General features: G+C 61.3%; 20 protein-coding genes. 15 read left to right on the top strand and 5 right to left on the bottom strand.

The window, feature by feature from the left end:
- The first annotated feature begins 359 nt into the window (after positions 1–359).
- Positions 360–4313, top strand: a complete 3954-nt coding sequence (gene putA, locus V6F78_RS11125) for a trifunctional transcriptional regulator/proline dehydrogenase/L-glutamate gamma-semialdehyde dehydrogenase (RefSeq protein WP_332727212.1) — start codon at positions 360–362, stop codon at positions 4311–4313.
- A 92-nt stretch (positions 4314–4405) separates the two neighbouring features.
- On the opposite strand, the gene V6F78_RS11120 is transcribed toward putA, so the two are convergent.
- From V6F78_RS11120 to V6F78_RS11105, 4 genes are all read right to left on the bottom strand, one after another.
- Entirely contained in the window at positions 4406–4990 is a 585-nt protein-coding gene (locus V6F78_RS11120) for a hypothetical protein (RefSeq protein ID WP_143517909.1), read from the bottom strand.
- A gap of 86 nt (positions 4991–5076) precedes the next feature.
- Positions 5077–6117 carry a hypothetical protein gene (locus V6F78_RS11115; protein ID WP_052959347.1) on the bottom strand — a complete coding sequence of 347 codons (1041 nt, stop codon included), beginning with the start codon at positions 6115–6117 and terminating at the stop codon, positions 5077–5079.
- A gap of 228 nt (positions 6118–6345) precedes the next feature.
- The gene (locus tag V6F78_RS11110; protein WP_052959346.1) at positions 6346–7230 is read right to left on the bottom strand and encodes a DUF4123 domain-containing protein; all 885 of its coding nucleotides are present in this window, start codon (positions 7228–7230) and stop codon (positions 6346–6348) included.
- Entirely contained in the window at positions 7217–9247 is a 2031-nt protein-coding gene (locus V6F78_RS11105) for a type VI secretion system Vgr family protein (RefSeq protein ID WP_332727210.1), read from the bottom strand. The genes V6F78_RS11110 and V6F78_RS11105 overlap by 14 nt, the downstream gene beginning before the upstream one ends.
- A gap of 266 nt (positions 9248–9513) precedes the next feature.
- Here V6F78_RS11105 and V6F78_RS11100 point away from each other — a divergent pair, with 266 nt between their 5' ends.
- The 4 genes from V6F78_RS11100 to trxC all read left to right on the top strand — a co-directional run bounded on the left by V6F78_RS11100 (position 9514) and on the right by trxC (position 16831).
- Positions 9514–11256, top strand: coding sequence for a potassium/proton antiporter (locus tag V6F78_RS11100; protein WP_047291523.1), 1743 nt, complete (start codon positions 9514–9516; stop codon positions 11254–11256).
- Positions 11257–11291: 35 nt separating this feature from the next.
- Positions 11292–14654, top strand: coding sequence for a mechanosensitive channel MscK (gene mscK, locus V6F78_RS11095; protein ID WP_094991021.1), 3363 nt, complete (start codon positions 11292–11294; stop codon positions 14652–14654).
- A gap of 108 nt (positions 14655–14762) precedes the next feature.
- A complete protein-coding gene (selO, locus tag V6F78_RS11090) occupies positions 14763–16226 on the top strand; it encodes a protein adenylyltransferase SelO (protein WP_332727208.1) in 1464 nt (487 codons plus the stop codon).
- A 164-nt stretch (positions 16227–16390) separates the two neighbouring features.
- Positions 16391–16831: a thioredoxin TrxC gene (gene trxC, locus V6F78_RS11085; protein WP_047274986.1), complete on the top strand. Its 441-nt coding sequence runs from the start codon at positions 16391–16393 to the stop codon at positions 16829–16831.
- Here the strand turns inward: trxC and V6F78_RS11080 are convergent.
- Positions 16828–17601 (bottom strand): ParA family protein, encoded by a 774-nt coding sequence (locus V6F78_RS11080; protein ID WP_047291517.1) that lies wholly within the window; start codon positions 17599–17601, stop codon positions 16828–16830. The genes trxC and V6F78_RS11080 overlap by 4 nt on opposite strands.
- A 336-nt stretch (positions 17602–17937) precedes the next feature.
- Here V6F78_RS11080 and V6F78_RS11075 point away from each other — a divergent pair, with 336 nt between their 5' ends.
- From V6F78_RS11075 to V6F78_RS11030, 10 genes are read left to right on the top strand one after another with little or no spacing between them, the layout of a single operon-like run.
- Positions 17938–18657 (top strand): beta-ketoacyl synthase chain length factor, encoded by a 720-nt coding sequence (locus tag V6F78_RS11075; protein ID WP_047291514.1) that lies wholly within the window; start codon positions 17938–17940, stop codon positions 18655–18657.
- Positions 18633–19445, top strand: coding sequence for a lysophospholipid acyltransferase family protein (locus V6F78_RS11070; protein WP_048377302.1), 813 nt, complete (start codon positions 18633–18635; stop codon positions 19443–19445). Before V6F78_RS11075 ends, V6F78_RS11070 begins: the two co-directional genes overlap by 25 nt.
- A complete protein-coding gene (locus tag V6F78_RS11065; RefSeq protein WP_094991022.1) occupies positions 19420–19680 on the top strand; it encodes a phosphopantetheine-binding protein in 261 nt (86 codons plus the stop codon). The genes V6F78_RS11070 and V6F78_RS11065 overlap by 26 nt, the downstream gene beginning before the upstream one ends.
- Positions 19681–19689: 9 nt before the next feature.
- Positions 19690–19944, top strand: coding sequence for an acyl carrier protein (locus V6F78_RS11060; protein WP_047273032.1), 255 nt, complete (start codon positions 19690–19692; stop codon positions 19942–19944).
- The gene (locus tag V6F78_RS11055) at positions 19941–20486 is read left to right on the top strand and encodes a hypothetical protein (protein ID WP_332727204.1); all 546 of its coding nucleotides are present in this window, start codon (positions 19941–19943) and stop codon (positions 20484–20486) included. Before V6F78_RS11060 ends, V6F78_RS11055 begins: the two co-directional genes overlap by 4 nt.
- Positions 20483–22153 carry an AMP-binding protein gene (locus V6F78_RS11050; protein WP_094991023.1) on the top strand — a complete coding sequence of 557 codons (1671 nt, stop codon included), beginning with the start codon at positions 20483–20485 and terminating at the stop codon, positions 22151–22153. Before V6F78_RS11055 ends, V6F78_RS11050 begins: the two co-directional genes overlap by 4 nt.
- A gap of 49 nt (positions 22154–22202) precedes the next feature.
- The gene (locus V6F78_RS11045) at positions 22203–22937 is read left to right on the top strand and encodes a glycosyltransferase family 2 protein (RefSeq protein WP_047273029.1); all 735 of its coding nucleotides are present in this window, start codon (positions 22203–22205) and stop codon (positions 22935–22937) included.
- Positions 22934–23872: an LpxL/LpxP family acyltransferase gene (locus V6F78_RS11040; RefSeq protein WP_169839896.1), complete on the top strand. Its 939-nt coding sequence runs from the start codon at positions 22934–22936 to the stop codon at positions 23870–23872. Before V6F78_RS11045 ends, V6F78_RS11040 begins: the two co-directional genes overlap by 4 nt.
- Complete coding sequence (locus tag V6F78_RS11035) at positions 23853–25397, top strand: HAL/PAL/TAL family ammonia-lyase (protein WP_047281961.1); 1545 nt, start codon at positions 23853–23855, stop codon at positions 25395–25397. The genes V6F78_RS11040 and V6F78_RS11035 overlap by 20 nt, the downstream gene beginning before the upstream one ends.
- On the top strand, positions 25390–25815 hold the full coding sequence (locus tag V6F78_RS11030; RefSeq protein WP_047273026.1) for an acyl-CoA thioesterase: 426 nt from the start codon (positions 25390–25392) through the stop codon (positions 25813–25815). Before V6F78_RS11035 ends, V6F78_RS11030 begins: the two co-directional genes overlap by 8 nt.
- The last annotated feature ends 58 nt before the right edge of the window (positions 25816–25873 follow it).

Here is a 25873-nt window from a genome sequence, read left to right as displayed (position 1 = left end):
CTGACGTTTCCCCAGGAAAATCATCAGCCGATGAACCAAACAGTGAAGCGGTTGCACCTTAGCGGCGAATGCTATGCAACAAAGCAAATCAGGTGCAACCAGTTTTTGTCTGACAAGTTGCACCTTGTCGCCTTTTCATCTCAATTCGGTTTTTTTGCTCCTTTTCGGAGCAAGAACCGCACATAAGCAAAGAAAAAGCACCAACGCTGTGCAAAAAAATCCAGCCAAGGAAAATTCCTGACGAAGTGTCGAACAATCCTCAAAAAAACGGGTTGCACTAGGTTGCACCTCGTTGTGCGCGGAGCTAATCTTGCCGCCAGCTGCTGCCGCGCAAATGCGGCACCCATGAGGATAAAAATATGGCTACCACCACCCTTGGGGTCAAACTTGATGACCCGACCCGCGAGCGCCTGAAGGCCGCCGCGACTTCGATTGATCGCACGCCCCACTGGCTGATCAAGCAGGCAATCTTCAATTACCTGGAAAAACTCGAGGGTGGTGCAACCCTGACCGAGTTGAGCGGTATCCCTGGCGCGGCCAGCGATGACGCCGACGACGTGCAAACCGATCACGCTCACCAGTGCTTCCTGGAGTTCGCAGAAAGCATCCTGCCACAGTCCGTACTGCGCGCCGCGATCACTTCGGCTTATCGTCGCCCGGAACCCGAAGTGGTGCCGATGCTGATTGAACAGGCCCGTCTGCCTGCACCAATGTCCGAAGCCACGCAAACCCTGGCAGCCTCGATTGCCGAAAAACTGCGCAATCAGAAAAGCGCCGGCGGCCGTGCAGGCATCGTTCAGGGCCTGCTGCAAGAGTTCTCCCTGTCGTCTCAGGAAGGTGTGGCCCTGATGTGCCTGGCCGAAGCGCTGCTGCGCATCCCGGACAAAGGCACCCGCGACGCGCTGATTCGCGACAAGATCAGCACCGGCAACTGGCACCCGCACTTGGGCAACAGCCCGTCGCTGTTCGTCAACGCCGCGACCTGGGGCCTGTTGCTGACCGGCAAACTGGTCTCGACCCACAACGAAGCAGGCCTGACCTCCTCCCTGAGCCGCATCATTGGTAAAAGCGGCGAGCCGATGATCCGTAAGGGCGTCGACATGGCCATGCGCCTGATGGGCGAACAGTTTGTAACCGGCGAAACCATCGCTGAAGCCCTGGCCAACGCCACGCGCTTTGAGGCCAAAGGCTTCCGTTATTCCTACGACATGCTGGGTGAGGCAGCACTCACCGAGCTTGACGCGCAAAAATACCTCGCGTCCTACGAGCAGGCGATCCACTCCATCGGCAAAGCGTCGAATGGCCGCGGCATTTATGAAGGCCCTGGCATTTCGATCAAGCTGTCGGCCCTGCACCCGCGTTACAGCCGCGCCCAGTACGAGCGTGTGATGGACGAGCTGTACCCGCGCCTGCTGTCGCTGACCTTGCTGGCCAAGCAATATGACATCGGCCTGAACATCGACGCCGAAGAAGCCGATCGCCTTGAGCTGTCGCTCGATCTGCTGGAGCGTCTGTGCTTCGAACCACAACTGGCGGGCTGGAACGGCATCGGCTTCGTGATTCAGGCTTACCAGAAGCGCTGCCCGTACGTGATCGACTACGTCATCGATCTGGCACGCCGCAGCCGTCATCGCCTGATGATCCGCCTGGTAAAAGGCGCCTACTGGGACAGCGAAATCAAACGCGCCCAAGTGGAAGGCCTGGAAGGCTATCCGGTCTACACGCGCAAGGTGTACACCGACGTGTCGTACCTTGCCTGCGCGAAAAAACTACTGGCCGTGCCAGAAGCCATCTACCCGCAATTCGCAACCCACAACGCCCAGACACTGTCGGCCATTTACCACATCGCGGGTCAGAACTATTACCCCGGACAGTACGAGTTCCAATGCCTGCACGGCATGGGCGAACCGCTGTACGAGCAAGTGGTGGGCAAAGTCTCCGAAGGCAAGCTGAACCGTCCTTGCCGCGTGTACGCACCGGTCGGCACCCACGAAACATTGCTGGCGTATCTGGTGCGTCGTCTGTTGGAAAACGGCGCCAACACCTCGTTCGTGAACCGCATTGCCGACCACAGCATTTCGATTCAGGAGCTGGTGGCCGACCCGATCGCGCAGATCGAGCAAATGGCTGCGCAGGAAGGTGGCTTCGGCTTGCCACATCCGCGCATCCCGTTGCCACGCGACCTCTATGGCAGCGAACGCGCCAACTCCAGCGGCATCGACATGGCCAACGAACACCGCCTGGCGTCGCTGTCCTGCGCCTTGCTGGCCACTGCCCACAATGACTGGAAAGCCGCGCCGATGCTCGGTTGCGCGTCCAGCACTGAAACCCCGGCCCCTGTGTTCAACCCGTCCGATCTGCGTGACGTGGTTGGCCACGTGCAGGAAGCCACGGTTGAAGACGCCGACAACGCGATCCAGTGCGCCCTGAACGTTGCGCCGATCTGGCAGGCCACCCCGCCCGCCGAACGCGCGGCCATTCTGGAACGTGCTGCTGACTTGATGGAAGCCGAGATCCAGCCACTCATGGGCCTGTTGGCACGTGAGGCGGGCAAGACCTACGCCAACGCCATCGCTGAAGTCCGCGAAGCCGTCGACTTCTTGCGCTACTACGCCGTACAGGCACGCAACGACCTGACCAATGATGCCCACCGCCCACTGGGCCCAGTGGTGTGCATCAGCCCGTGGAACTTCCCGCTGGCCATTTTCAGCGGTCAAGTGGCTGCCGCGCTAGCTGCCGGTAACCCGGTACTCGCCAAACCTGCCGAGCAAACGCCGCTGGTGGCGGCACAAGCAGTGCGCATCCTGCTGGAAGCCGGTATCCCGGAAGGCGTCTTGCAACTGCTGCCGGGCCGTGGCGAAACCGTGGGTGCCCGTCTGGTCGGCGACGATCGCGTCAAAGGCGTGATGTTCACCGGCTCCACCGAAGTCGCCCGTCTGCTGCAACGCAACATCGCGGGCCGTCTGGATGCCCAAGGCCGTCCAATCCCGCTGATCGCTGAAACGGGTGGCCAGAACGCCATGATCGTCGACTCCTCGGCGCTGACCGAACAAGTGGTCATCGACGTGGTGTCTTCGGCCTTCGACAGTGCCGGTCAGCGTTGTTCGGCGCTGCGTGTCTTGTGCTTGCAGGAAGATTCGGCTGATCGCGTCATCGAAATGCTCAAAGGTGCCATGGCCGAATCGCGCATGGGCAACCCTGAGCGCCTGTGCGTGGACATTGGCCCGGTGATCGACGCCGAAGCCAAAGCCGGCATCGAAAAACACATCCAGGGCATGCGCGACAAGGGCCGCAACGTGTACCAGATGGCCATTGCCGACATCGAAGAGTGCAAGCGTGGCACCTTCGTCATGCCGACCCTGATTGAACTCGAAAGCTTTGACGAGCTGGAGCGCGAAATCTTCGGCCCGGTGTTGCACGTGGTTCGCTACAAGCGCAAAGACCTCGACAACCTGATCGCGCAAATCAACGCGTCGGGCTACGGCCTCACGCTGGGTGTACACACGCGCATCGACGAGACCATCGCCAAAGTGGTCAACAGCGTCAATGCGGGCAACGTCTACGTGAACCGCAACATCGTCGGCGCCGTGGTCGGCGTGCAACCGTTCGGTGGTGAAGGCCTGTCAGGCACTGGCCCGAAAGCCGGTGGCCCGTTGTACCTGTTCCGCCTGCTGTCGACCCGTCCGGCCGATGCCATTGAGCAATCGTTCGCGAAAGTTGACGCCATCAGCGCGCCAGACACCCAGGCCCGCGAAGCCTTGAGCAAACCCCTCAAAGCGCTGCAAAGCTGGGCACAAAACAATCAGCAAGCGGCCTTGGCCGAACTGTGCAGCGAGTTCGCCGCCCATTCGCAAAGCGGTATTACCCGCCTGCTGAATGGCCCGACGGGCGAGCGCAACAGCTACGCCATCCTGCCGCGCGAACACGTGCTGTGCCTGGCCGACACTGAAAGCGACCTGCTGACTCAACTGGCTGGCGTTCTGGCCGTGGGCAGCTCGGCGGTCGTGCCGGACAGCGAATTGGCCAAAGCCTTGCTGACCCGCCTGCCCAAAGAAGTACAGGCACGCATCAAACAGGTCGCTGACTGGACCAAGGACGAGGTGGTGTTCGATGCCGTGCTGCACCATGGCGACTGCGACCAATTGCGCGATGTGTGCCAGCAAGTGGCCAAACGTGCGGGCGCTATCGTCGGTGTGCAAGGTCTGTCCCAAGGCGAAACCAACATCGCACTGGAACGCCTGGTGATCGAGCGCGCTCTGAGCGTCAACACCGCTGCAGCGGGGGGTAACGCCAGCTTGATGACCATCGGTTGATGCCGTAACCGTCAGCTGAAAAAAACCGGGCACCTGTGAAGGTGCCCGGTTTTTTATGGCCTGCGAACAATCAATCAATCCCGCAGGTGCGTTTATTCAATGGGCATGTCAATCACAAGTGACGACGTCACGATCAACAACACCCACATAACGCCCCCACCGACTGCGCACACGCTTTCGCCAAGACTCAGTGCCTGGTTCTGTTTGCCTTGAAGGTCGTTGTGCAGAAAATTGATCGCCTTCTGAGCCCCTGCCAGTCCCCAGCAGCAGAGCGCCAACACCCCTGCGTGAAGCACAAACAGGACGGGTTCCGGCTCCATCAACAGGGTGGCGTTCGAGACGATCCAAGCGGTAAACAGCACGATGGCGCGGGCGGTCGGAAACCACTCATAGTCGCGACCGGACTCAACGAGTGCGCGCTGCACTTTGCTGAAGAGTGAAAAAACATACAACAAACCGATACCACTTCTGAAGGCAGGCCACACATTAACGCCGGTCGAACGCTTGTACTGCCTCCACTGCACATAGAACCAAATTATCAAGTACCACCCCATGGTGATGGCGTACATGAAGATGAACTTTTTGATCGACATCACATGAAACTCGGCGGGCTTAACGCCCGCGAGTGCTGTGTCCTGTGTCATAGGGGAGTTCCAGACGAATGAAAGCGGCGACATTGCTCCCTTCCACAGCGCCGAAACATCATCCTGTTCCGAGTTTTATGCAGGACAAATCTCAACCATATGAACGACTCAGTCGTTAATCAAACCCGATCCGGGACTTCAATATTGAAATACCCCAGCACGTTTATGCCCTTGCCATAGGCCTCGTGCACCTGCGCACTTTTTTGCAGCAACTCGGCGCTGGGCTTGGCATGGTGTTTCGGTGGGAGTGATGTCGACCATTCAACAATGGACTTCGGAAACGTCGCCTTGGGCCGCGTTTTTAGCCATTGAGCCAGTCGGCAGGGCAAGGTCCAGCCGCTACACCACTGAACCATCAAAAATCCAAAGCAGTACGCCAGCGCCGAGTGGGTGTCGCGGTATACCCGGCGGCACTGATGGAAGTGGGCAACAGTGCCGGGGGTGCATGCTTCATCCGTCAACAACGTGTCCCGCATCCCCCGCAGCTGCCCTTCTTCCATATAAACCCGCAGTGCTTCCCACTCGCTGATCGCCAGTTTCAGGTTATCCCTGGGAATGCTCATCCATTGCAGGGCGCCACTGGCGCGGTCATGCAATCCGATCATCAACGAAGCAGTCACCTTTACGTGTTCATTGACAGTCCGGCTGAACGTAACCCCGGCAACCACTTCCTCCCACGGCACGATAAACGGCGGCTGGCCGTGTTTGGGCGCATACGCCACTTCGCGGCGCTGGCGATTAAAACGCATGCAGGGATGAGTCATATCGCGTTTGACCCACTTATAGAGAAACATCCCAACGGCGATCAACAGGAACCCTGCACCCCCCAGCACATAGGCATTGTTAACGTTATCGATCAGCACACGCCTGAAACCATGCCCTTGGGCGTAAGCGCCTAAAGAAATAATCACATTCAAAATCGTAAAAATTAAAGCCACACTCACTAAGAATCCCGCAGCCAGTCGAAACTCAAACTCGAAATTACGGACGCCAGGTCCCACATCTATAAACACATCACTCGTGTGTCGATTTATCTTCTGAATACTAAAGGGCGTAAACCCCGTTGGAACCGGCTTGGGCGCTAGAAACAACATTTCACAATCAGCGGCTTTAGCATGGTCGCCCGCGCGCGGTGTGTGCTCATATCGATCTTCATTCATTTAAATCACCCTTTTTGACTGCTGCCGCAGGCCCTCACCTCATGACGAGCCCGTACTCCAAACCGGAGGGTTAACCCTGCGACTTGGCTCTCTACCCCATCAACCTCCAGCGCCTTCGCCGCCTGTTTGAACCCTTGTTGTTTAATCTCGGGATGCACTGTCGCCTTCACCCAACAGGGGACATAGGCCTGCCAGCACCAAGGGTATGGGCTTTATCTCGCCCTGCGCTCATGCCGTGAGGTCCTCAACGCAGTGGCTGCGAGCGAGCGCCAGTTCGGCGGCGTGTGTAATGCGCTGGGCAGGCGTGAGCGAGGACGGTCGGGTCAGCAATTCGACGATGTCGGGATGCTGTGTCACCCCGTCATGCCCTAATAACACTTGCACGTTGGCGTACAGGCAGATGTCGTGTTCACTGCTGAATCCCAACCCATACGCCTCCTCGGTGATTTGGCGAATCCACGCCCAGCGCGCTGGCGCGTCCTGACCGATCGGCGCATGCGGGAATGTTCCACGCACGTGCTGATGCAGGTTGATCCAGGTAGCCCGCAGACGAACCTCATCAAGCAAGGCCACCTGGCGATCACACAGCGCATACGGTTGAGGCCCCAAGGGCTGAGGCAGATCACCGTTGCGCACATGGTGGTGCCACGCATCGCTGACCACATCCGGCAGCACCACCTGCTCCATCGGGCCGAACATGTGTGGCGTGTGCGCGCTGGCGGCATGGGTGAGCAAGGCGTGCATCACGGCGGGGTCAGCCACCCGCAACCAGACATTCGGCCCTTGCGGGTACTGCGCATTGAGCAGCGCGCGCAAATGACAGATGACCTCATAGGCGCTGGCCTGGCTGAAAATCAGGTAGCCCCATTCTTCAGCAATCTGCTTGAAATAAGGCTGCAAGCCCGACGTTTGCAGGCCGTTGAGCGTAACCAGGCAGGGAGAAACGGCATTGCAGGACGCCAGCGGTGTGTTGGCATACAACAGCTGGAAATCCGGCGCGTCGAACCACTCGTGCAACCGGACGCGTAGGTTGCTCACACTGATACCGTCCAGAAACAAATAGGCATTGCGCTGCCAAGGCAGGTCGCGAGGCAAGGCGTCAGGCGTCAGCATGAGCGCCTCCCACTGCAACGGTCTTTTTCAAGGTTTCGCACTGCGGACACGCCGGTGCCTTGAGGTTCAACGCCTGTATCTGGGTCGCCGGGTCCAGCTCAACACTGTGCAAGACCTCCACCGCGCCCGGTGTTAACGGCATCGCCGGCGTGCCCGGTATTGGCACGCCTCCCAGTTGGATGGGCGAACTGCAATAAATCCCCGCCGCACTGATGACGATATGCTGCCCGCCCGCCTTCAGCGTCAGCGCTGCGCCCGCTTCCAGCACCACCATGGCGCCCGCCTTGAGGTGGATTTCCTGCCCGGCTTCGGCCAGCACGCTCTGTCCGGCACGGGTATGGGCACTGGTTGCAATGTGCAGATGATCGCTGCCCAGGATCTGCACTTTGCGGTCCGCGCTGACGGTGCGCTGTTCTTCGGCCTGGAGCACGCTGATGCTGTTGCCGGTCACGGTTTCGCTGCGCTGGCCGTCGACCTGCAAGCGGCTGTCGTGTTTGATGTGTTGCTCAAGGTCACGCTGCGCATGCAGGTAGATCAGCTCCTGGCCTTGGCGGTCTTCGATGCGCAGTTCGTTGTATCCGTCGCCGCCGGGGGTGCTGCGGCTGCGGAACACGCTTTGGCTCTTGTTGGCCGGCAAGTCCAGCGGTAACGGGTTGAGGCTGTTGGCCAGGCACCCGGAAATGATCGGGCAGTCCGGGTCGCCGTTGACGAAGTCCACCAGCACTTCCATGCCGACCCGCGGCACGCTGACGCCGCCATAGTGCGCCCCGGCCCAGCTCGACGAAACCCGTAGCCAGCAACTGCTGCGTTCATCGGTGACGGGGCTGCGGTCCCAATGGAATTTGACCCGCACCCGGCCATACGGGTCGCAATGGATTTCTTCGCCAGCCGGGCCGGTGACGCGGGCGGTCTGACTGCCGAAAATGCGCGGCTTTTCGTACACCGTCGGGGCACGAAAGGTGCCGATCTCCGGCGTTCCTTCAAAGGTGTTGCGATAGCCCTGAAACCCTTCGTCGGCGGCGGGCGCCGCTTCTTCCAGCACTTGCGGCTGGTGGCCTTCATGCCGCACGCGGGTCAGCAGCCACTGTGCGTTGTTTGCAGGGGTCGGGTGCTCGCTGAGGGTCAGAAAATGCCCGCTGAGCAAGGCGGGCTGATCGCTCTGGCCGCTGACCACGCAGTGTTGGGCCTGATGGCGCTCCAGCGTGCGCAGGCTATGACGCTGGCCTTCTTGATCGCGGGTGAAGCGGCCGGGGTAGGTGTAGCGTTCCAGCGGGCGCATGCTGGAGGGCGAATGGCTGTCTGCCTCAAGGGTGCGCCCGGCTTTGTCGAAGTCGTAATCGCGGGTAAACGTGCGGTTGGTGCAGGCTTGCAGGCTCATCTGAAAGTCATGGACGACAGGGCCTTGCGCAACCAGGCCATTGCCTGGCACGTAAGGGGTCGGCATTTTGAGCGGGGTAAAGGCCTGTTGTTTATCGCCGAATACCAGCTCATGCCTGTCAGGCGAATGCCTGAAGTAATAGTGAAAACCCTCCTCAAAACACAGCCGCTGGATGAAGTGCAGGTCCGACTCGCCGTATTGCACGCAATAGTCGCGAGGCGGGTACTCCGAGAACCCGGCAAAGCTATAGACGTCACTGAACAGGCCGTGCTCTTCAAGCACCTGCCGGATGATCTGCTGCACGCTCATCTGCTGGAAAATCCGGTGGTTGGTGCGATGCGCGAGGTACGCAAGGCTTGGGACCAGGGTCAGGCGGTAATGGGTCAGGCGCTTGCCGGTACTGGCGCGGGTGATGCGCTCAATCTGGCCATGAATGCCGTGACCGGGGCCAAACGAGAGCCATGCGGGCTGGTGCAAGAGGGTTTCGAGGTCAAGACTGGCCTGCTCACTGACCAGTTGAATGTCAAAGGAAAAGGGCTCGCTGATGGCCTCTTCGCCTTTGAATGCCAGCACCGAAAAGGGCTGGTCGCTGCCCATGAGGGTCAGCTGGAAGCGGGTTTGGCGGCTAACGGTGGACATCCTTGGTTCCTCAGAAACTGAGGGTGCGCCTCATCATGAAGCCACCCCTCGGCAAAGGAGGTAAACGCTAACGGATACACCGTCATAGCCTTTGTAGGAGGATTCCTAAATTTCTAAAAGAACGGCGCCAATCTCTGCTACAAACCCTCGGCCGTGCTTTCACAAAACCTTTTTGACAGCCCGGCAATCGCGCAGGTTAGAATCGCTGGCACGCAAACTGCTAGATCGGTATGCGCCCTGCCTTTGAGTTTTCTGGAGTACTGCCTTTGAATGCGACGACCATCAACAGCCTGTTCTTGATCGGCGCGTTGCTGGTGGGTGCAAGCATTCTGGTGAGTTCCCTGTCTTCCCGCCTGGGGATCCCGATTCTGGTGATCATTCTGGCCGTGGGCATGGCTGCTGGCGTCGACGGCGGCGGCATCATTTTTGATAACTACCCGACGGCCTATCTGGTGGGCAACCTGGCGCTGGCGGTGATCCTGCTCGATGGCGGCTTGCGAACCCGGGTTTCCAGTTTCCGCGTTGCGCTCTGGCCCGCGTTATCGCTGGCCACGGTCGGGGTGATGATTACCACCGGGCTGACCGGGCTGATGGCCGCCTGGCTGTTCAACCTGAACCTGATTCAAGGCTTGCTGATCGGCGCCATCGTCGGGTCCACCGATGCCGCGGCGGTGTTCTCCCTGCTGGGCGGCAAAGGGCTGAACGAGCGGGTGTCGGCCAGCCTGGAGATCGAATCCGGCAGTAACGATCCGATGGCCGTGTTCCTCACCGTGACCCTGATCGACATGCTGGCCAGCGGCGAAACCAGCCTGCACTGGAGTTTGCTGCTCAATTTGCTGCGTGAGTTCGGCATTGGCTGCACCATCGGTCTGGCGGGCGGCTGGATGATGCTGCAACTGGTCAACCGCATAAACCTGGCCAACGGCCTGTACCCGATTCTGGTGGTAGCGGGCGGCCTGGTGGTGTTTGCCCTCACCAACGCCCTGCACGGCAGCGGCTTTCTCGCGGTGTACCTGTGTGGTCTGGTGATTGGCAACAGCCCGATCCGCAGCCGCCACGGCATTTTGCACATGCTCGACGGCATGGCCTGGCTGGCACAGATCGGCATGTTCCTGGTGCTGGGTTTGCTGGTCACGCCTCACGACTTGCTGCCCATCGCGGTCCCGGCACTGGCCTTGGCGTTGTGGATGATCCTGTTCGCCCGCCCGTTGTCCGTGCTCGTGGGCCTGCTGCCCTTCAAAGCCTTCCACTCCCGTGAAAAAGCCTTTATTTCATGGGTCGGGCTGCGCGGCGCGGTGCCGATCATTCTTGCCGTGTTCCCGCTGATGGCCGGGCTGTCGAATGCGCAGCTGTATTTCAACCTCGCGTTCTTTATCGTGCTGGTCTCCCTGTTGGTGCAGGGCACCAGCCTGCCGTGGGTCGCCAAACTGCTGAAAGTGACCGTACCGCCCGACCTGGCCCCCATCTCCCGCGCAGCCCTTGAGGTTCACGTGACCAGTGAGTGGGAGTTGTTTGTGTACCGTCTGGATGCACAAAACTGGTGCATCGGTGCCGCGTTGCGAGAACTGAAAATGCCCGAAGGGACGCGTATCGCCGCGCTGTTTCGCGGCCAGCAACTGCTCCACCCGTCGGGCAGTACGACCCTTGAAATTGGCGATTTGCTCTGCGTGATCGGCCACGAACACAACCTGCCGGCCCTCGGCAAACTGTTCAGCCAACCGCCGACCCGTGGTCTGGACCTGCGCTTCTTCGGTGACTTCGTGCTTGAAGGCGACGCCCATCTGGGCGCGGTATCGGCGTTGTACGGCCTCAAGCTCGACGGGATCGACCCCAACTTGCCGCTGAGCAGTTTCATTGCGCAGAAGGTCGGCGGAGCGCCCGTCGTAGGCGACCAGGTGGAATGGAACAACACCATTTGGACCGTGGCCGTGATGGACGGGAACAAGATCGCCAAAGTGGGCGTCAGATTCCCCGAAGGAAGTGCCCCGGGTCCGGGGTTGTTCCTCTAAACTGCCCACTTCTGTCCCTCGTATGACCGGAATCTATGCCCACTCTGCGCACGTTTTTCGCCACCGTCTTGCTCGGCCTGAGCCTTTGTGTGGGTTCGCTGCAAGCGGCTGAACCCCTGACCGCCGAGTCGGTTCAGCAAAGCCTGGATAAAATTGCCGATCGAAAGCTGCCCGACGCCGACCAAAAGGCCCTGCAAGCGGTCCTCGAAAAGACCCTTGCCCAGTTGGCCAACAAGGCGGAGTACGAACAGAGCCTGAGTGAGGTCAAGCAACTGCTCGGCACTGCGCAGCAGCAAACCCTCGAAAACCAGCGCGAACTGGCGCGACTCAAAGCCAGTACTGTCGTGCCGGTGGCCCAACGCTACAAAAATCTGAGCGTGCCCGAGCTGGAGCAACTGGTGGCGGATCGCACCACGCAGCAGGGCGAACTGCAAAAAGCCCTGGCCAGCGCCAACAGCATGACCATCGCGGCCCAAACCCGACCTGAGCGGGCGCAGGCCGAAATCAGCACCAGCCAGACGCGCATCCAGCAGATCAACACCACCCTCAAGCTGGGCCGCGATAACGGCAAGTTGCTGACCCAGGATCAGCGCAACCAACTCACCGCTGAGGCGGCTGCCCTCACCTCGCTGATAGCGTTGCGCCGTCAGGAACTGGCGGGCAACAGCCTGCTGCAAGACCTCAGCGGCAGCCAGCATGACCTGCTGCTGGAAAAAACCGCGCGCCAGGACCAGGAGATTCAGGAGCTGCAAACCCTGATCAACCAAAAGCGTCTGGCGCAATCGCAACAAACCGTGACCCAACAATCGCTGGAAGCGCAAAAGTCTGGCAGCAGCAGCCTGCTGGCCACCGAGAGCGCGCTCAACCTCAAGCTTTCCGACTACCTGTTGCGCAGCACCGACCGCTTGAACGAAGTCACGCAGCAGAACCTCGAAACCAAACAACAACTGGACAACGTCACCCAAAGCGATCAAGCGCTGGATGAGCAAATCAGCGTGCTGAAGGGTAGCCTTCTGCTGTCCAAGATCCTTTACAAACAGAAACAAGCGCTGCCGCGTCTGCAAAAGATGGACAAGAACCTGGCGGACGAAATCGCTGACATCCGCTTGTATCAATTCGAGATCAACCAGCAACGCGAACTGATCAGCAACCCGGTTACCTACGTGGACAACCTGCTCAGCACGCAACCGGCCGATCAAGTCACCCCGCAACTGCGCAAAACCCTGCTGGAACTGGTGGGCACCCGTGGCGAACTGCTGGAGCGCCTGAACCGCGAACTGAGCGCGCTGCTCAACGAAACCATCACCCTGCAACTGAACCAGAAGCAGTTGCTGAGCACCGCCCAAAGCCTGCGCGCCACGCTCGATGAGCAAATGTTCTGGATCCCGAGCAACAAGCCGCTGGACCTGGAATGGCTCGAAACCGCCCCGCACTACCTCAAACAGCAACTGCTGACCTTGCCCTGGACTTCCGGCCTGAGTGAGCTTCGCGATGGCCTGGCCCAGCGCCCGTGGCTGTTTTCACCACTGGCATTGCTGATCGTGGCCCTGCTGTGGAAACGCCGTTACCTCTACGGCAAGTTGAACAACATCCATCAGGACATTGGCCACTTCAAACGTGACAGCCAATGGCACACGCCGATGGCAATCCTGATCAATGTCCTGCTGGCCATGCCGATTTCGCTGGCCCTGGCTTTGTGCGGCTATGCGTTGCAAACCGATGCCCGGGGCATGAACGCCAACCTCGGCGCGGCGCTGATCCAGATGGCCCAGGCCTGGCTGGTGTTTTACACCGCCTACCGCATCCTGGCGCCGGGCGGCGTGGCGGAGCTGCATTTCCGCTGGGAAAAACCACTGGTGGCGTTCCTTCAGCGCTGGGTGCGCAAGCTGGGCTTTGTGGTACTGGCGCTGGTGGCCGTGGTGGCATTTGCCGAACAGCAACCGGCCGCGCTGGCCGACGACGTGCTGGGCATCGTGATCGTGCTCAGCTGCTACGCCGCCATGGCGTGGCTGCTGTGCCGCCTGCTGCTCAATGATTTCGAAACCGAGAAAAAAGCCTACCGCCTGCGCAAACTGCTGGGCTTCGCTTTTGCCCTGCTGCCGCTCGCCCTGTTTGTGGCCGTGTGCTTCGGCTACTACTACACGGCGCTCAAGCTCAGCGACCGCCTGATCAACACGCTTTACCTGCTGATGTTCTGGCTGGTGGCAGAAGCCGCCTTTGTGCGCGGGCTCGCCGTGGCGGCCCGCCGTCTGGCTTATCAACGCGCACTGGCCAAACGCCAGGCCGCCAAGGAAGCCGGCGAAGGCAACGAGATCATCATCGAAGAACCCACGCTGGACATTGAACAGGTCAACCAGCAATCGCTGAGGCTGATCCGTCTGGCGCTGCTCGCAGCGTTTGTCGGCGGTTTGTACTGGGTGTGGGCCGACCTGATTTCAGTGTTTTCGTACCTCGACAACATCACCCTCTACGAATACACCAGCGGCACTGGCGCCAACGTCAGCATGGTGCCGATCAGTATTGGCGACATGCTTGGCGCACTGATCATTATCGGCATCAGCATCGCACTGGCGCGCAACCTGCCGGGGCTGCTGGAAGTGCTGGTGCTGTCGCGCCTCGATCTCGGGCAAGGCAGCGCTTACGCCACAACCACCCTGCTGACCTACGTGATCGTCGGCGTGGGCTTTGTCGCCACCCTCTCGACCCTCGGCGTGAGCTGGGACAAGTTGCAGTGGCTGGTGGCCGCACTGTCGGTCGGTCTGGGCTTCGGGATGCAGGAGATTTTCGCTAACTTTATCTCCGGCATCATGATCCTCTTCGAGCGCCCGGTACGGATTGGCGACACCATCACCATCGGCAACCTCTCCGGCACCGTGAGCAAAATTCGCATCCGCGCCACGACCATCACCGACTTCGACCGCAAGGACATCATCGTCCCGAACAAAACGTTCATCACCGGTCAATTGATCAACTGGTCGCTGACCGACACCGTCACCCGTGTGACCCTGAAACTGGGTGTCGATTACGGCTCCGACCTGGACCTGGTCAAACAGCTGCTGCTCAAGGCTGCGCAAGAAAACCCACGTGTGCTCAAAGACCCGGAGCCGCTGGTGTACTTCCTCAACTTCGGCCAAAGCACCCTCGACCACGAACTGCGTATGCACGTGCGCGATCTGGGCGACCGCAACCCGGTGATTGACGAGGTCAACCGCTTCATCAACCGCGAGTTCAAAAACCACAGCATCAACATCTCGTTCCAGCAGATGGAGGTGTACCTCAAGAACTTGCAGGGCCAGGAATACAAACTGGTGCCGGTCGGCCCTGAAGTGCCGCAAGCGCCGAACACGCCCGACTCGCCTCCGCGACTGGACAAGCCCGACGCGCCCAAAACCCTGTAAGCGCCCAAAGCTGCGATCGGGCCCGCCGGGATCTCCTTAAAACGGGTGGCCCGGCACCCCGTCGCCGCCCGCTGCAGCGACGCCATTCATTTATGTGGGAGACGGCCATTGAAAGCCCTCGACGAACTGACCTTCGACAACCGCTTTGCTCGCCTGGGCGACGGGTTTTCGACCCACGTCCTGCCCGAGCCCATCGACGCGCCACGCGTGGTAGTGGCCAGCCCATCGGCCATGGCACTGCTTGATCTTGACCCGGCCGTGGCCGACGACCCGATCTTCGCGCAGCTGTTTGGCGGCCACACCTTGTGGGCCGACGCCGAACCGCGCGCGATGGTGTATTCCGGCCATCAATTCGGCTCCTACAACCCGCGCTTGGGCGACGGCCGCGGCTTACTGCTGGGCGAGGTCTACAACGACGCGGGCGAGCATTGGGACGTGCACCTCAAAGGCGCGGGCATGACCCCCTACTCGCGCATGGGTGACGGCCGTGCCGTGCTGCGTTCGTCCATTCGCGAATTCCTCGCCAGCGAAGCGCTGCACGCGCTGGGCATCCCCAGCAGCCGTGCGCTGTGTGTGATCGGGTCCGACACCCCGGTGTGGCGCGAAAAACAAGAACGCGCGGCGATGGTGCCACGGCTGGCGCCTAGCCATATCCGCTTCGGGCATTTCGAATACTTCTATTACACCCAGCAACCGGAACAGCAAAAACAGCTGGGCGAACACGTCCTGGCCCTGCACTTCCCCGAATGCCTGGAGCAACCGGAGCCCTACCTTGCGATGTTCCGCGAGATCGTGGAGCGCAATGCTGAACTGATCGCCAAGTGGCAGGCCTACGGGTTTTGTCATGGCGTCATGAACACCGACAACATGTCGATCCTGGGCATTACCTTCGACTTCGGGCCGTTCGCCTTCCTCGACGACTTCGACGCCACATTCATCTGCAACCATTCCGACCATGAAGGGCGTTACGCCTTCAGCAACCAAGTGCCCATCGGCCAATGGAACCTCAGCGCGCTGGCTCAAGCGCTGACGCCGTTCATCAACGTCGACGCCTTGCGTGAAACCCTCGGCCTGTTCCTGCCGCTGTATCAAGCCCATTACCTGGACCTGATGCGCCGCCGTCTGGGCCTGACCACGGCTGAAGACGGGGATCAGGCGTTGATCGAAACCCTGCTGCAACGCATGCAAGGCAGCGCCATCGACTACACCCTATTCTTGCGCCAACTGGGTCAGCTCCCGGCAGCCCAGGCCGTGGCCCGCCTGCGGGATGACTTTGTCGACCTTAAAGGCTTTGATGAATGGGCGGCGCACTACGTGGCCCGGGTTGCACGTGAAGGCCACACCGACGAACAGGCGCGTCGCGAACGCATGCACGCCGTCAACCCGCTGTACATCCTGCGCAACTACTTGGCGCAAAAAGCCATCGACGCCGCCGAGTCCGGGGACTACAGCGAAGTTCGCCGGTTGCACACCGTCCTGACGCAACCCTTCACCGAGCAACCGGGCATGGAAGCCTACGCCGAGCGGCCCCCTGAATGGGGCAAGCACCTGGAGATCAGTTGCTCGTCATGAACCCGATCAATGCGTGACAGGACCTCCCGCTCACTCGCGCCCCTCAACGGGTCAGTGGCAGGTTGAGCATTCATCTGCTGAACTTGCACGCCATTGGCCTGGAGCCGCTGACGAACAGCGCAAGCGTGAGCGCGTCGTGATCCATTTTTTAAAGGAGCTACCCCATGACTGACCCGCTGCTGATCCCCTGCCCTCACTGCAACGGCCTGAACCGCATCCCCGCCGCGCGCGTGGGCGAGCATCCCAAGTGCGGACGCTGCAAAAATGAGGTGTTGCTGAGCAAACCGTTCGACTTGAATCAGGCCGATTACGTCAGTCAGATCAAGGGCGATCTGCCGTTGTTGCTGGATGTGTGGGCCCAATGGTGCGGGCCGTGCAAGTCGTTTGCGCCGGTGTTTGAACAGGCGGCCAGTCAATGGGTCGGCAAGTGCCGTCTGGCCAAGCTCGACAGCGAAGCCAATCCGCAACTGGCCGGGCAACTGGGCATCCGTTCGATCCCCAGCCTGATTTTGTTCAAGAACGGCCGGGAAATCGCCCGCCAAAGTGGCGCCTTGCCATTACCTCAACTCAAAGCTTGGCTCCACAGCCAGGGCATCAGTGTTTAAGCGTTCTGGTCCAGAAAGTCGTGCAGCTCGATAAATTGCTGGGTCAGCTTATGCCGGGGGTCGTAGTGCACCAGCGGCTGGCTGGCCTGGTGCGATTCGCGCATGCGCACAGAGCTGCTGAGGTAGACCGGCAACACCGGCAAGCCTTCTGCTATCAGCTCATCCAGCATTTGCTGCGGCAGGCTGGCACGGGCCTGAAACTGGTTGACCACGATGCCTTCGACCAGTAGGTCTTCGTTGTGGTCGTCTTTTAGCTCTTCGATCCCGGACAACAAACCGTACAGGGCTTGCCGGGAAAAACTGTCGCAATCAAACGGGATCAATACGCGATCACTGGCGATCAACGCCGATACCGCATAAAAATTCAAGGCAGGCGGGGTGTCGATGTAAATGCGGTCGTAATCCTCTGCCAACTCATCCAGCAGTTTTCGCAGTTTATTGATCTTGTGCTTGGCTTCCAGCTTGGGCTGTAGGTCCGCCAGTTCTGCGGAGGCCGTGATGACGTGCAAGTTTTCGAAAGGCGTTTCGTAAATGTCGACCCGATTCTTCTTACTCCCTACCCCGGCGGACAAGGTCTGTTTGAAGAACTCTGCGATGCCCATCGGGATGTCGTCGCCGGTCAATCCGGTGAGGTATTGAGTGGAGTTGGCCTGGGCATCGAGATCCACCAACAGGGTTCTGTAACCCTCGCTGGCGCTGACGGCCGCCAGGTTGCACGCGATGCTGGACTTGCCCACACCGCCTTTTTGATTGAACACCACGCGACGCATTTGAAAACCTCCGTGTATCAATGAGAGCCCGAGTGTAGATGCCCTTCGCGCGTATCCGCTACCTCGCAGCGAAACGAACTACAGCTCTAGGTCGCTTATCTTCGAATACCCGCAAATATCTCCTATTCCTGTGACAGTCTTGCCTGACTCATAGACCAATACTGGCAAAAAGACAGTGTCTTTTTTGTAGATCGCGAAAAAACCATACTCAAACTGTAAGCAACATTTGCTACCAGCTAACTGCACCGGGATAATGCCGCCCATCTGTTACAGGTGCGGCGTCGATCGATGCTCACTTTCGCATCAAGGAAGCCTGCAAAGGCGGGATGAACTCCAGTGATCAATTTCAATATCGCCGCGTGGCGTGCCTGGGCTCCGGGCCTCGACAGCGTGGCCGATTGGCAGGCCTGGAGCCAGCAACCCAGCCTGTTGGCCGCCAGCGGTGCAGCCCCCGACGTCTCGTTTTTACCCGCCATGCAACGCCGCCGCTTGAGCCGTCTGGCACGCATGGCGTTCAGCGTCGGCTGGCCACTGGCTGAAGGCCACCCTGCGCTGCCGCTGGTGTTTGCCTCGCGCCACGGCGAAACCCCGCGCACGTTCGAGATCCTCAGCGACCTCGCGGCCGAACAGCCCCTGTCCCCCACGCAGTTCAGCTTGTCGGTGCATAACGCGGTGATTGGCCTGTGGTCGATCCTGCGTGGCGAAACCAGCGAGATGACGGCGCTGGCCGCCGCCGGGGATGGCCTGGAACACGGCCTGATTGAAGCCTGCGCACTGCTCAATGAGGGCGCGCCCGCCGTGTTGCTGGTGATTACCGAAGAACAACCGCCCGAAGCCTACGCCTGCTGGATCGATGACGTGCCCTTCCCCTATGCCGTGGGCCTGCTCCTGACCCCCGGCACACAGTGGCAAGTGACTCTGGAGACGGGCCCGGCAGACGCCGAACACGCGCCGTGGCCTCACGCCCTGAACCTGCTGCGCCACCTGTTCGACGAGCAGGCCTCATTCCAACACGCCTGGAAAACCCGCGTATGGACCTGGCAACGCAACCTGTGAGCACGCGCCGCGATGCCTGGTGCTGGCGCCTGATTGCCACGGCGATCAGCTTCGGCCTGTTCGGTCTGGGCTGCCTGGGCCTGCGCCTGATTATTTTCCCGCTGCTGAGCGGCCTGCCCGGCACTGCCGTTCGTCGCCGTGAACGCGCCCGCGCCACCGTCAGTCGGCTGTTCTGGCTGTTTATCCGCTCAATGGCGCGCATGGGCGTGCTGACCTATGACGTGCAAGGTGCCGAGCGACTGGGACGGCCGGGGCAAATGATCATTGCCAACCACCCGTCGCTGATCGACGTGGTTTTTTTGATCGGCCTGGTGAGAAACGCCAATTGCGTGGTCAAACAGAGCCTTTGGCAAAACCCGTTTACCCGCAGCCCGGTGCGCGCCACGCAATACATCAGCAATGACGGCAGTGTCGACATGCTGGACAACGCCGCCCAGGCTTTGCAAGAAGGCCAGACACTGATCATTTTTCCTGAAGGCACACGCACGCCGCCGGGGCACACGCCCGCCTTTCACCGTGGCGCCGCCTCGATTGCACTGCGGGGTGCGAAGGTCCTGACCCCGGTGATTATCAAGGTCAGCCCGACCACGCTGACCAAGGCTGAACCCTGGTATCGCATCCCGGATCGCCGCGTGCACTTCAGTTTTCGCGTGGGGGCCGATATAGACCCACACACCTTTGCCGCGCTGGGCCCGCCACCCAAGGCCTCGCGACTGCTCAATGACTTCGTGCATGACTACTTTATTAAGGAGCTCGCCACAGATGAGCGATCTGAACACGCAAATTAAACAACTGATCATCGATGCCCTGGGCCTCGAAGACATCACCCCCCACGACATCGGCGACGAACAGACCCTGTTCGGCGAAGGCCTCGGGCTGGATTCGGTCGACGCGCTGGAGCTGGGCCTGGCCATTCAAAAGACCTACGGCATCAAAATAGACGCCGACGCCAAAGACACCCGCGATCATTTTTCCAACGTGGCCAGCCTTGCGGCTTTTGTCACTGCCAAACAGGCCGCCTGAGACCGAACCATGCAAACCCGTGACGACATCTTCAACACCCTGCGCGACGCTCTGGTCGAACTCTTCGAGCTGGAACCCGAGCGCGTCACCCTGGACGCCAACCTGTATCAGGACCTGGAAATCGACAGCATCGACGCCGTCGACCTGATCGATCACATCAAGCGCAAAACCGGCAAAAAAATCGCCGCCGACGAATTCAAGTCAGTGCGCACCGTCAATGACGTGGTCGAGGCGGTTTACCGTCTGGTTCACGCGCACGCATGAGTCGCCTGATTGGCCTTGGCCTGCTGCTGGCCGGTCTGCTGTACCCCTTTGCGGTGTATTTCGGCATGGCCCATTTCGCCCCGTGGCAGTTTGCGCTGTTGCTCGGCGGCCTGTGGCTGGCCCGCGCACTGACCGGCGAACGTCGCCCCGGCAGCCTGTGGATGGCGGTGGTCGCCCTGGCGTTTTGTGCGCTGCTGGCGCTGTTCAACAGCCCGACGCTGCTGCGCTGGTACCCGGTGTTGATCAGCGGCTTCATGCTCAGCCTGTTCGGTGTGAGCCTGAAATTCGGGCCTCCGGTGATCGAGCGTCTGGCGCGCCTGCGCGAGCCGGTACTGCCTGACATCGCGATTCACTACACGCGACAGGTGACCAAGGTCTGGTGCCTGTTTTTTCTGCTCAACGGGTTCGTCGCAGCAGGGTTGACGCTGTGGGCGCCGCTGAGTTGGTGGACGTTGTACAACGGCCTGATCGCCTACGGGCTGATGGGGCTGCTGTTTGCCATTGAATGGCTGATACGACAACAGGTAAGAGGCCGGGCATGAATTGGATAAAACTTGAGCAATTGTTGCTCAAGGGGCACGCAGGACGCACCGTCGCCGTTGAACCCGCACTGGACCACGCCGCCCTGTGCGAACAGGCCTTGCGCCTGGCCGGCGGCCTGCAACAACGCGGCGTGCAGCGCATTGCCGTGTACCTGGAAGACGCCGCCGAGCTGGCCGTCACCTTGCTGGGCGCGTGGCGGGCCGGGGTCAGCGTGTTATTGCCCGCCGACCTGCAAACGCACACCCGTCAACGCTGGGACGCTGACGTCGACCTGTGGATAACTCAACACAGCGAGCTGTACGGGTTGTCCGCCGAGCCGCTGACCCCGGCGCCCCTGGACCTCGACGCCTGCCAGCTCAGCCTGTGCACCTCAGGCTCCAGCGGCGCCCCCAAGCGCATCGACAAAAGCCTGCGCCAGATCGCCAACGAAGTGCAGGCACTGCAAGCGTTGTGGGGCGCAGAGCTGGGCGACGCGTGCGTCATTGCCAGTGTCGCGGCGCAACACATCTACGGGTTGTTGTTCCGCGTGCTGTGGCCGCTGTGCGCGGGCCGTCCCTTTGTGCGCCGCCAGTTAGCCTTCCCTGAAGACATGCAACGCGCCAGCCGCGAACACCCTGCTTTCGTCTGGATCGCCAGCCCGGCCCTGCTCAAACGCACCGCTGACAACCTCGACTGGGCCGCCCTGAGCCGGGTGCGCCGGGTGTTTTCATCGGGCGGCGCGTTGCCGGCCGATGCCGCCGCTGCCCTGTTTGAACGCCTGGGCCAGTGGCCCACCGAAATCCTCGGCAGCTCGGAAACCGGCGGCATCGCCTGGCGCCAGGGTCAAACCCTGTGGCAACCGTTTGCCGATGTGCAACTGAGCCAGGGCGAAGACGGCGCCTTGCGCATTGCGTCGGCGTACCTGCCCGTGGGCCATGTCGAACACACCGCCGACGCGGCGCGCATTGAGGCTGACGGACGTTTCACGCTGCTCGGGCGCCTGGACCGCATCGTCAAACTCGAAGAAAAACGCATTTCCCTGCCCATGCTCGAACAGGCACTGGTCAGCCATGACTGGGTGGCCGACGCCCGCCTGGGCGTGGTCAACGAAAACCGGGCTTCACTGGGCGCGCTGCTGGTGCTCAGCGACAGCGGCCTGTTCGCCCTGCGCGAACACGGGCGCCGGGCGCTGACCCACGCCCTGCGCCAGCACCTGAGCCAGCACTGCGAAGCCCTGGCGTTGCCGCGCCGCTGGCGCTTGCTGCGCCAATTGCCGTTCAACAGCCAGGGCAAAGTGCCTCAGGCCCAGGTCGATGCCTTGTTAATGGCGCCGCGCCCGAAAATGCCCGAGGTCCTGAGCCAGACCGAAACCGACGGCCAATGGACGCTGAACCTGTCGATCCCGCCGGATTTGGCATTTTTCAGCGGGCACTTCCCCAAAACCCCGGTCCTGCCGGGCGTGGTGCAAGTCGATTGGGCGCTGGCGCTGGGTCAGCAACGGCTCGACCTGCCGCCACGCTTTGCCGGGATGGAAGTGCTCAAATTCCAGCAACTGGTGCGCCCCGGCGACGCCATTGAGCTGACCCTGCGTTTCGACCGCGAGCGTCAGAAGCTGCACTTCGCCTACCGCAACGACACGGCTGCGTGCTCCAGCGGCCGCATCCTGCTGGAGGCGGCCTGTGGATAACGCATCACGTCGCGCCCCGGTGCCACCCGCTCGCCCACAAGGCTCTCTTATGCATAAGCCCTGCGCCGTGATCCCGGTCTATAACCACGAAACCGCCGTGCCTGCGGTGGTCGATGCACTGCTCGCGGCGGGCTTGCCGTGTGTACTGGTGGACGACGCCAGCAGCCCGGCCTGCTGCGCGGTGCTTGAACAACTGGCCGTGCGCGAACAGGTGTTTCTGATTCGCCTCGCGGTCAACCAGGGCAAAGGCGGGGCGGTCATGGCCGGTCTGCGCGAAGCCGCGCGACTGGGTTTCACCCATGCCCTGCAAGTGGACGCCGACGGCCAGCATGACCTGCGTGATGTCGCCACGTTCCTGCACGTCTCGCGGCACAACCCCGAGGCGCTGATTTGCGGTTATCCACAGTACGACGCCAGCGTGCCCAAGGGCCGTTTGTATGCACGCTACCTGACCCACGTCTGGGTCTGGATCAACAGCCTGTCGTTGCAGATCCCCGATTCAATGTGCGGCTTCCGGGTCTACCCGCTGACCCCGACCCTGGCGCTGATCAACAGCGTCAAGCTGGGCAAGCGCATGGATTTCGACCCTGAAATCCTCGTGCGCCTGGCGTGGCGCAACCAACCGATGCGCTGGCTGCCGACCCGGGTCCACTACCCGCAGGACGGCCTCTCGCACTTTCGCCTGTTCCACGACAACGCGCTGATTTCCAGCATGCACACCAAGCTGTTTTTCGGCATGTTGCTGCGGTTGCCGAGCATCCTGTGGAGACGCTGCACAGCATGAGCGACCCTCAACAGCATTGGGCTGACCACAAGGAGCGCGGCAGTTTCCGGCTGATGAAGCTCACCGCATGGGGCGTCAAACTGCTGGGCCGTCGCGTGCTCGCGCCGGTGTTGTACGCCATCGTGCTGTACTTCTTTTTGTTTGGCGGGCGCGCGCGGCGCAGCATCTGGCAGTACCAGCAGCGCCTGGCCGACTGGAGCGGGCAAGCGGCGCTGCGCCCCACGCGCCGCCGCGTGTTCGCTCAATTCATGTGCTTTGCCGACGCCCTGCTCGACAAGCTCGACGTGTGGAACGGCAAGCTGAGCATCCACGACATCGAAATCGTCGACCCGGCCCGCCTGCGCGATCAACTGCGGGGCGAACGCGGGCAAATGCTGGTGGGCGCGCACCTGGGCAACCTTGAGGTGTGCCGTGCCCTCGCTGAACTGGGCGAGCAAGTGACCATGAACGTGCTGGTGCACACCAAGCATGCCGAGCAATTCAATCGCCTGCTGGGCGAAGCGGGCGCCAGCCACCTGCGGCTGATTCAGGTCAGCGAACTCAACCCCGCGGTGATGCTGCAACTCAACCAGCGCCTCGAAAACGGCGAGTGGCTGGCCATTGCCGGGGACCGCGTGCCCCTGCATGGCGGGCGCAACGTGCAGGTCAATTTCCTCGGCCATCCGGCGGCGTTTGCGCAAGGCCCGTGGCTGTTGGCCGGGCTGCTCAAATGCCCGGTCAACCTGATGTTTTGCCTGAAACAGGCGGGCCGCTATCGCGTGATCCTCGAACCGTTCGCTGACGCCGTGCACTGGCGACGCAGCGACCGCGAACAAGTGATTGCCGACTGGACCGCCCGCTACGCCGAACGCCTGGGGCATTACTGCCTCCAGGCGCCGCACCAATGGTTTAACTTTTACCCATTCTGGAAGACCGATGACGACGCATCCGCATGAGCCAGTAACCTTCGGCCAAACCCCTTTGCGCATTGAAGACGTGCTGGCGCTGGCCAATCGTCAGGCGCCGACCCGGCTGCAAGACGACGCCGAGTACCGCGAGCGCATCGCCAAGGGCGCGCGTTTCCTCGACTCGCTGCTGGACAAAGAAGGCGTGATTTATGGCGTGACCACCGGTTATGGCGACTCGTGCGTGGTGGCGGTGCCGCTGGAGCACGTCGAAGCGCTGCCGCGTCACCTGTACACCTTCCACGGCTGCGGGCTGGGCAAATTGCTCGACGCCCAAGCGACCCGTGCCGTGCTGGCGGCGCGCTTGCAGTCGTTGTGCCACGGGGTGTCCGGGGTGCGCATCGAACTGCTGGAACGCCTGCAAGCCTTTATCGCCCACGACATCCTGCCGCTGATCCCCGAAGAAGGCTCGGTGGGCGCCAGTGGCGACCTGACGCCGTTGTCCTACGTGGCCGCGACCTTATCCGGTGAGCGCGAAGTGCTGTTCAAGGGCGAGCAACGCTTTTCGGCCGACGTACACCGCGAACTGGGCTGGACGCCGCTGGTGCTGCGGCCCAAAGAAGCGCTGGCGCTGATGAACGGCACCGCCGTCATGACCGGGCTGGCGTGCCTGGCCTACGCCCGCGCCGATTACCTGCTCAAACTGGCCACGCGCATCACCGCGCTCAACGTGGTCGCACTGCAAGGCAACCCGGAGCACTTCGACGAGCGCCTGTTCGCCGCCAAGCCGCACCCCGGGCAGATGCAAGTCGCGGCGTGGATTCGTGAGGACCTGGCCATCGACGCCCCGGCCGCGCCGCTGCATCGCCTGCAAGACCGTTACTCGCTGCGGTGTGCGCCCCACGTGCTCGGCGTACTGGCCGACAGCCTGAACTGGCTGCGCGGGTTTATCGAGATCGAACTCAACAGCGCCAACGACAACCCGATCATCGACGCTGAAGAAGAGCGCGTGCTGCACGGCGGGCATTTCTACGGCGGGCACATCGCTTTTGCCATGGATAGCCTCAAGACCCTGGTGGCCAACGTTGCCGACCTGCTCGACCGCCAGCTCGCCCTGCTGGTGGACGTGCGTTACAACCACGGTTTGCCGAGCAACCTGTCGGGGGCCAGCGCCGAACGCGCCATGCTCAACCACGGGTTCAAAGCGGTGCAGATCGGCACCAGCGCCTGGACCGCCGAAGCACTGAAAAACACCCTGCCCGCCAGCGTGTTCTCGCGCTCTACCGAATGCCACAACCAGGACAAAGTGAGCATGGGCACCATCGCCGCCCGAGACGCGATCCGTGTGCTGGAGCTGACCGAACAGGTCGCCGCTGCCACCTTGCTGGCGGCCAATCAGGGCGTGTGGCTGCGCAGCCGCGCCGAAGACGCCCGCCCGCTGCCACCGGCGCTGGCCGCGATGCACGCCGAACTGGCCAAAGACTTCCCGCCGGTGGTCGAAGACCGCGCCCTGGAACGCGAACTGCGCCTGTGCCTGAGCCGCATCGCCCAACAACACTGGAGGCTGCATGCGTAGCAAAGGCGTGTTGCACGTAGATACCGAAGTGTTGGTGCCGTTTTTCGACATCGACACGATGCACGTGGTGTGGCACGGGCATTACGTCAAATACCTCGAAGTGGCGCGCTGTGCGCTGCTCGACCACATCGGCCACAACTACACCCGGATGCAGGAAGCGGGCTATGCGTGGCCGGTGATCGACCTGCAACTGCGTTACGTGCGCGGCGCCACGTTCGGCCAGCGCCTGAACGTGCGCGCCAACCTGGTGGAGTGGGAAAACCGTTTGAAGATCAGCTACCTGATTACGGACCTGGCCACGGGTGAGCGTTTGACCCGTGCGTGTACCGTGCAAGTGGCGGTCGAGATTGCCAGCCGCGAGATGCAACTGGCGTCGCCTCAATGCTTTATCGAGGCGGTTGAGAGCGTGTTGCCATGATGCTGCTGTTAAACGCCAAAGGCCCTCACCCTCGGGGTGAGGGCAAGCGCCGTACGCG

The organism is Pseudomonas sp. ESBL9, from assembly GCF_036668715.1.
GTDB classification, from domain to species: domain Bacteria; phylum Pseudomonadota; class Gammaproteobacteria; order Pseudomonadales; family Pseudomonadaceae; genus Aquipseudomonas; species Aquipseudomonas lundensis.
The sequence above is the reverse complement of the archived record's forward strand: the minus strand, read 5'-3'. Positions and strand labels throughout refer to the sequence as shown.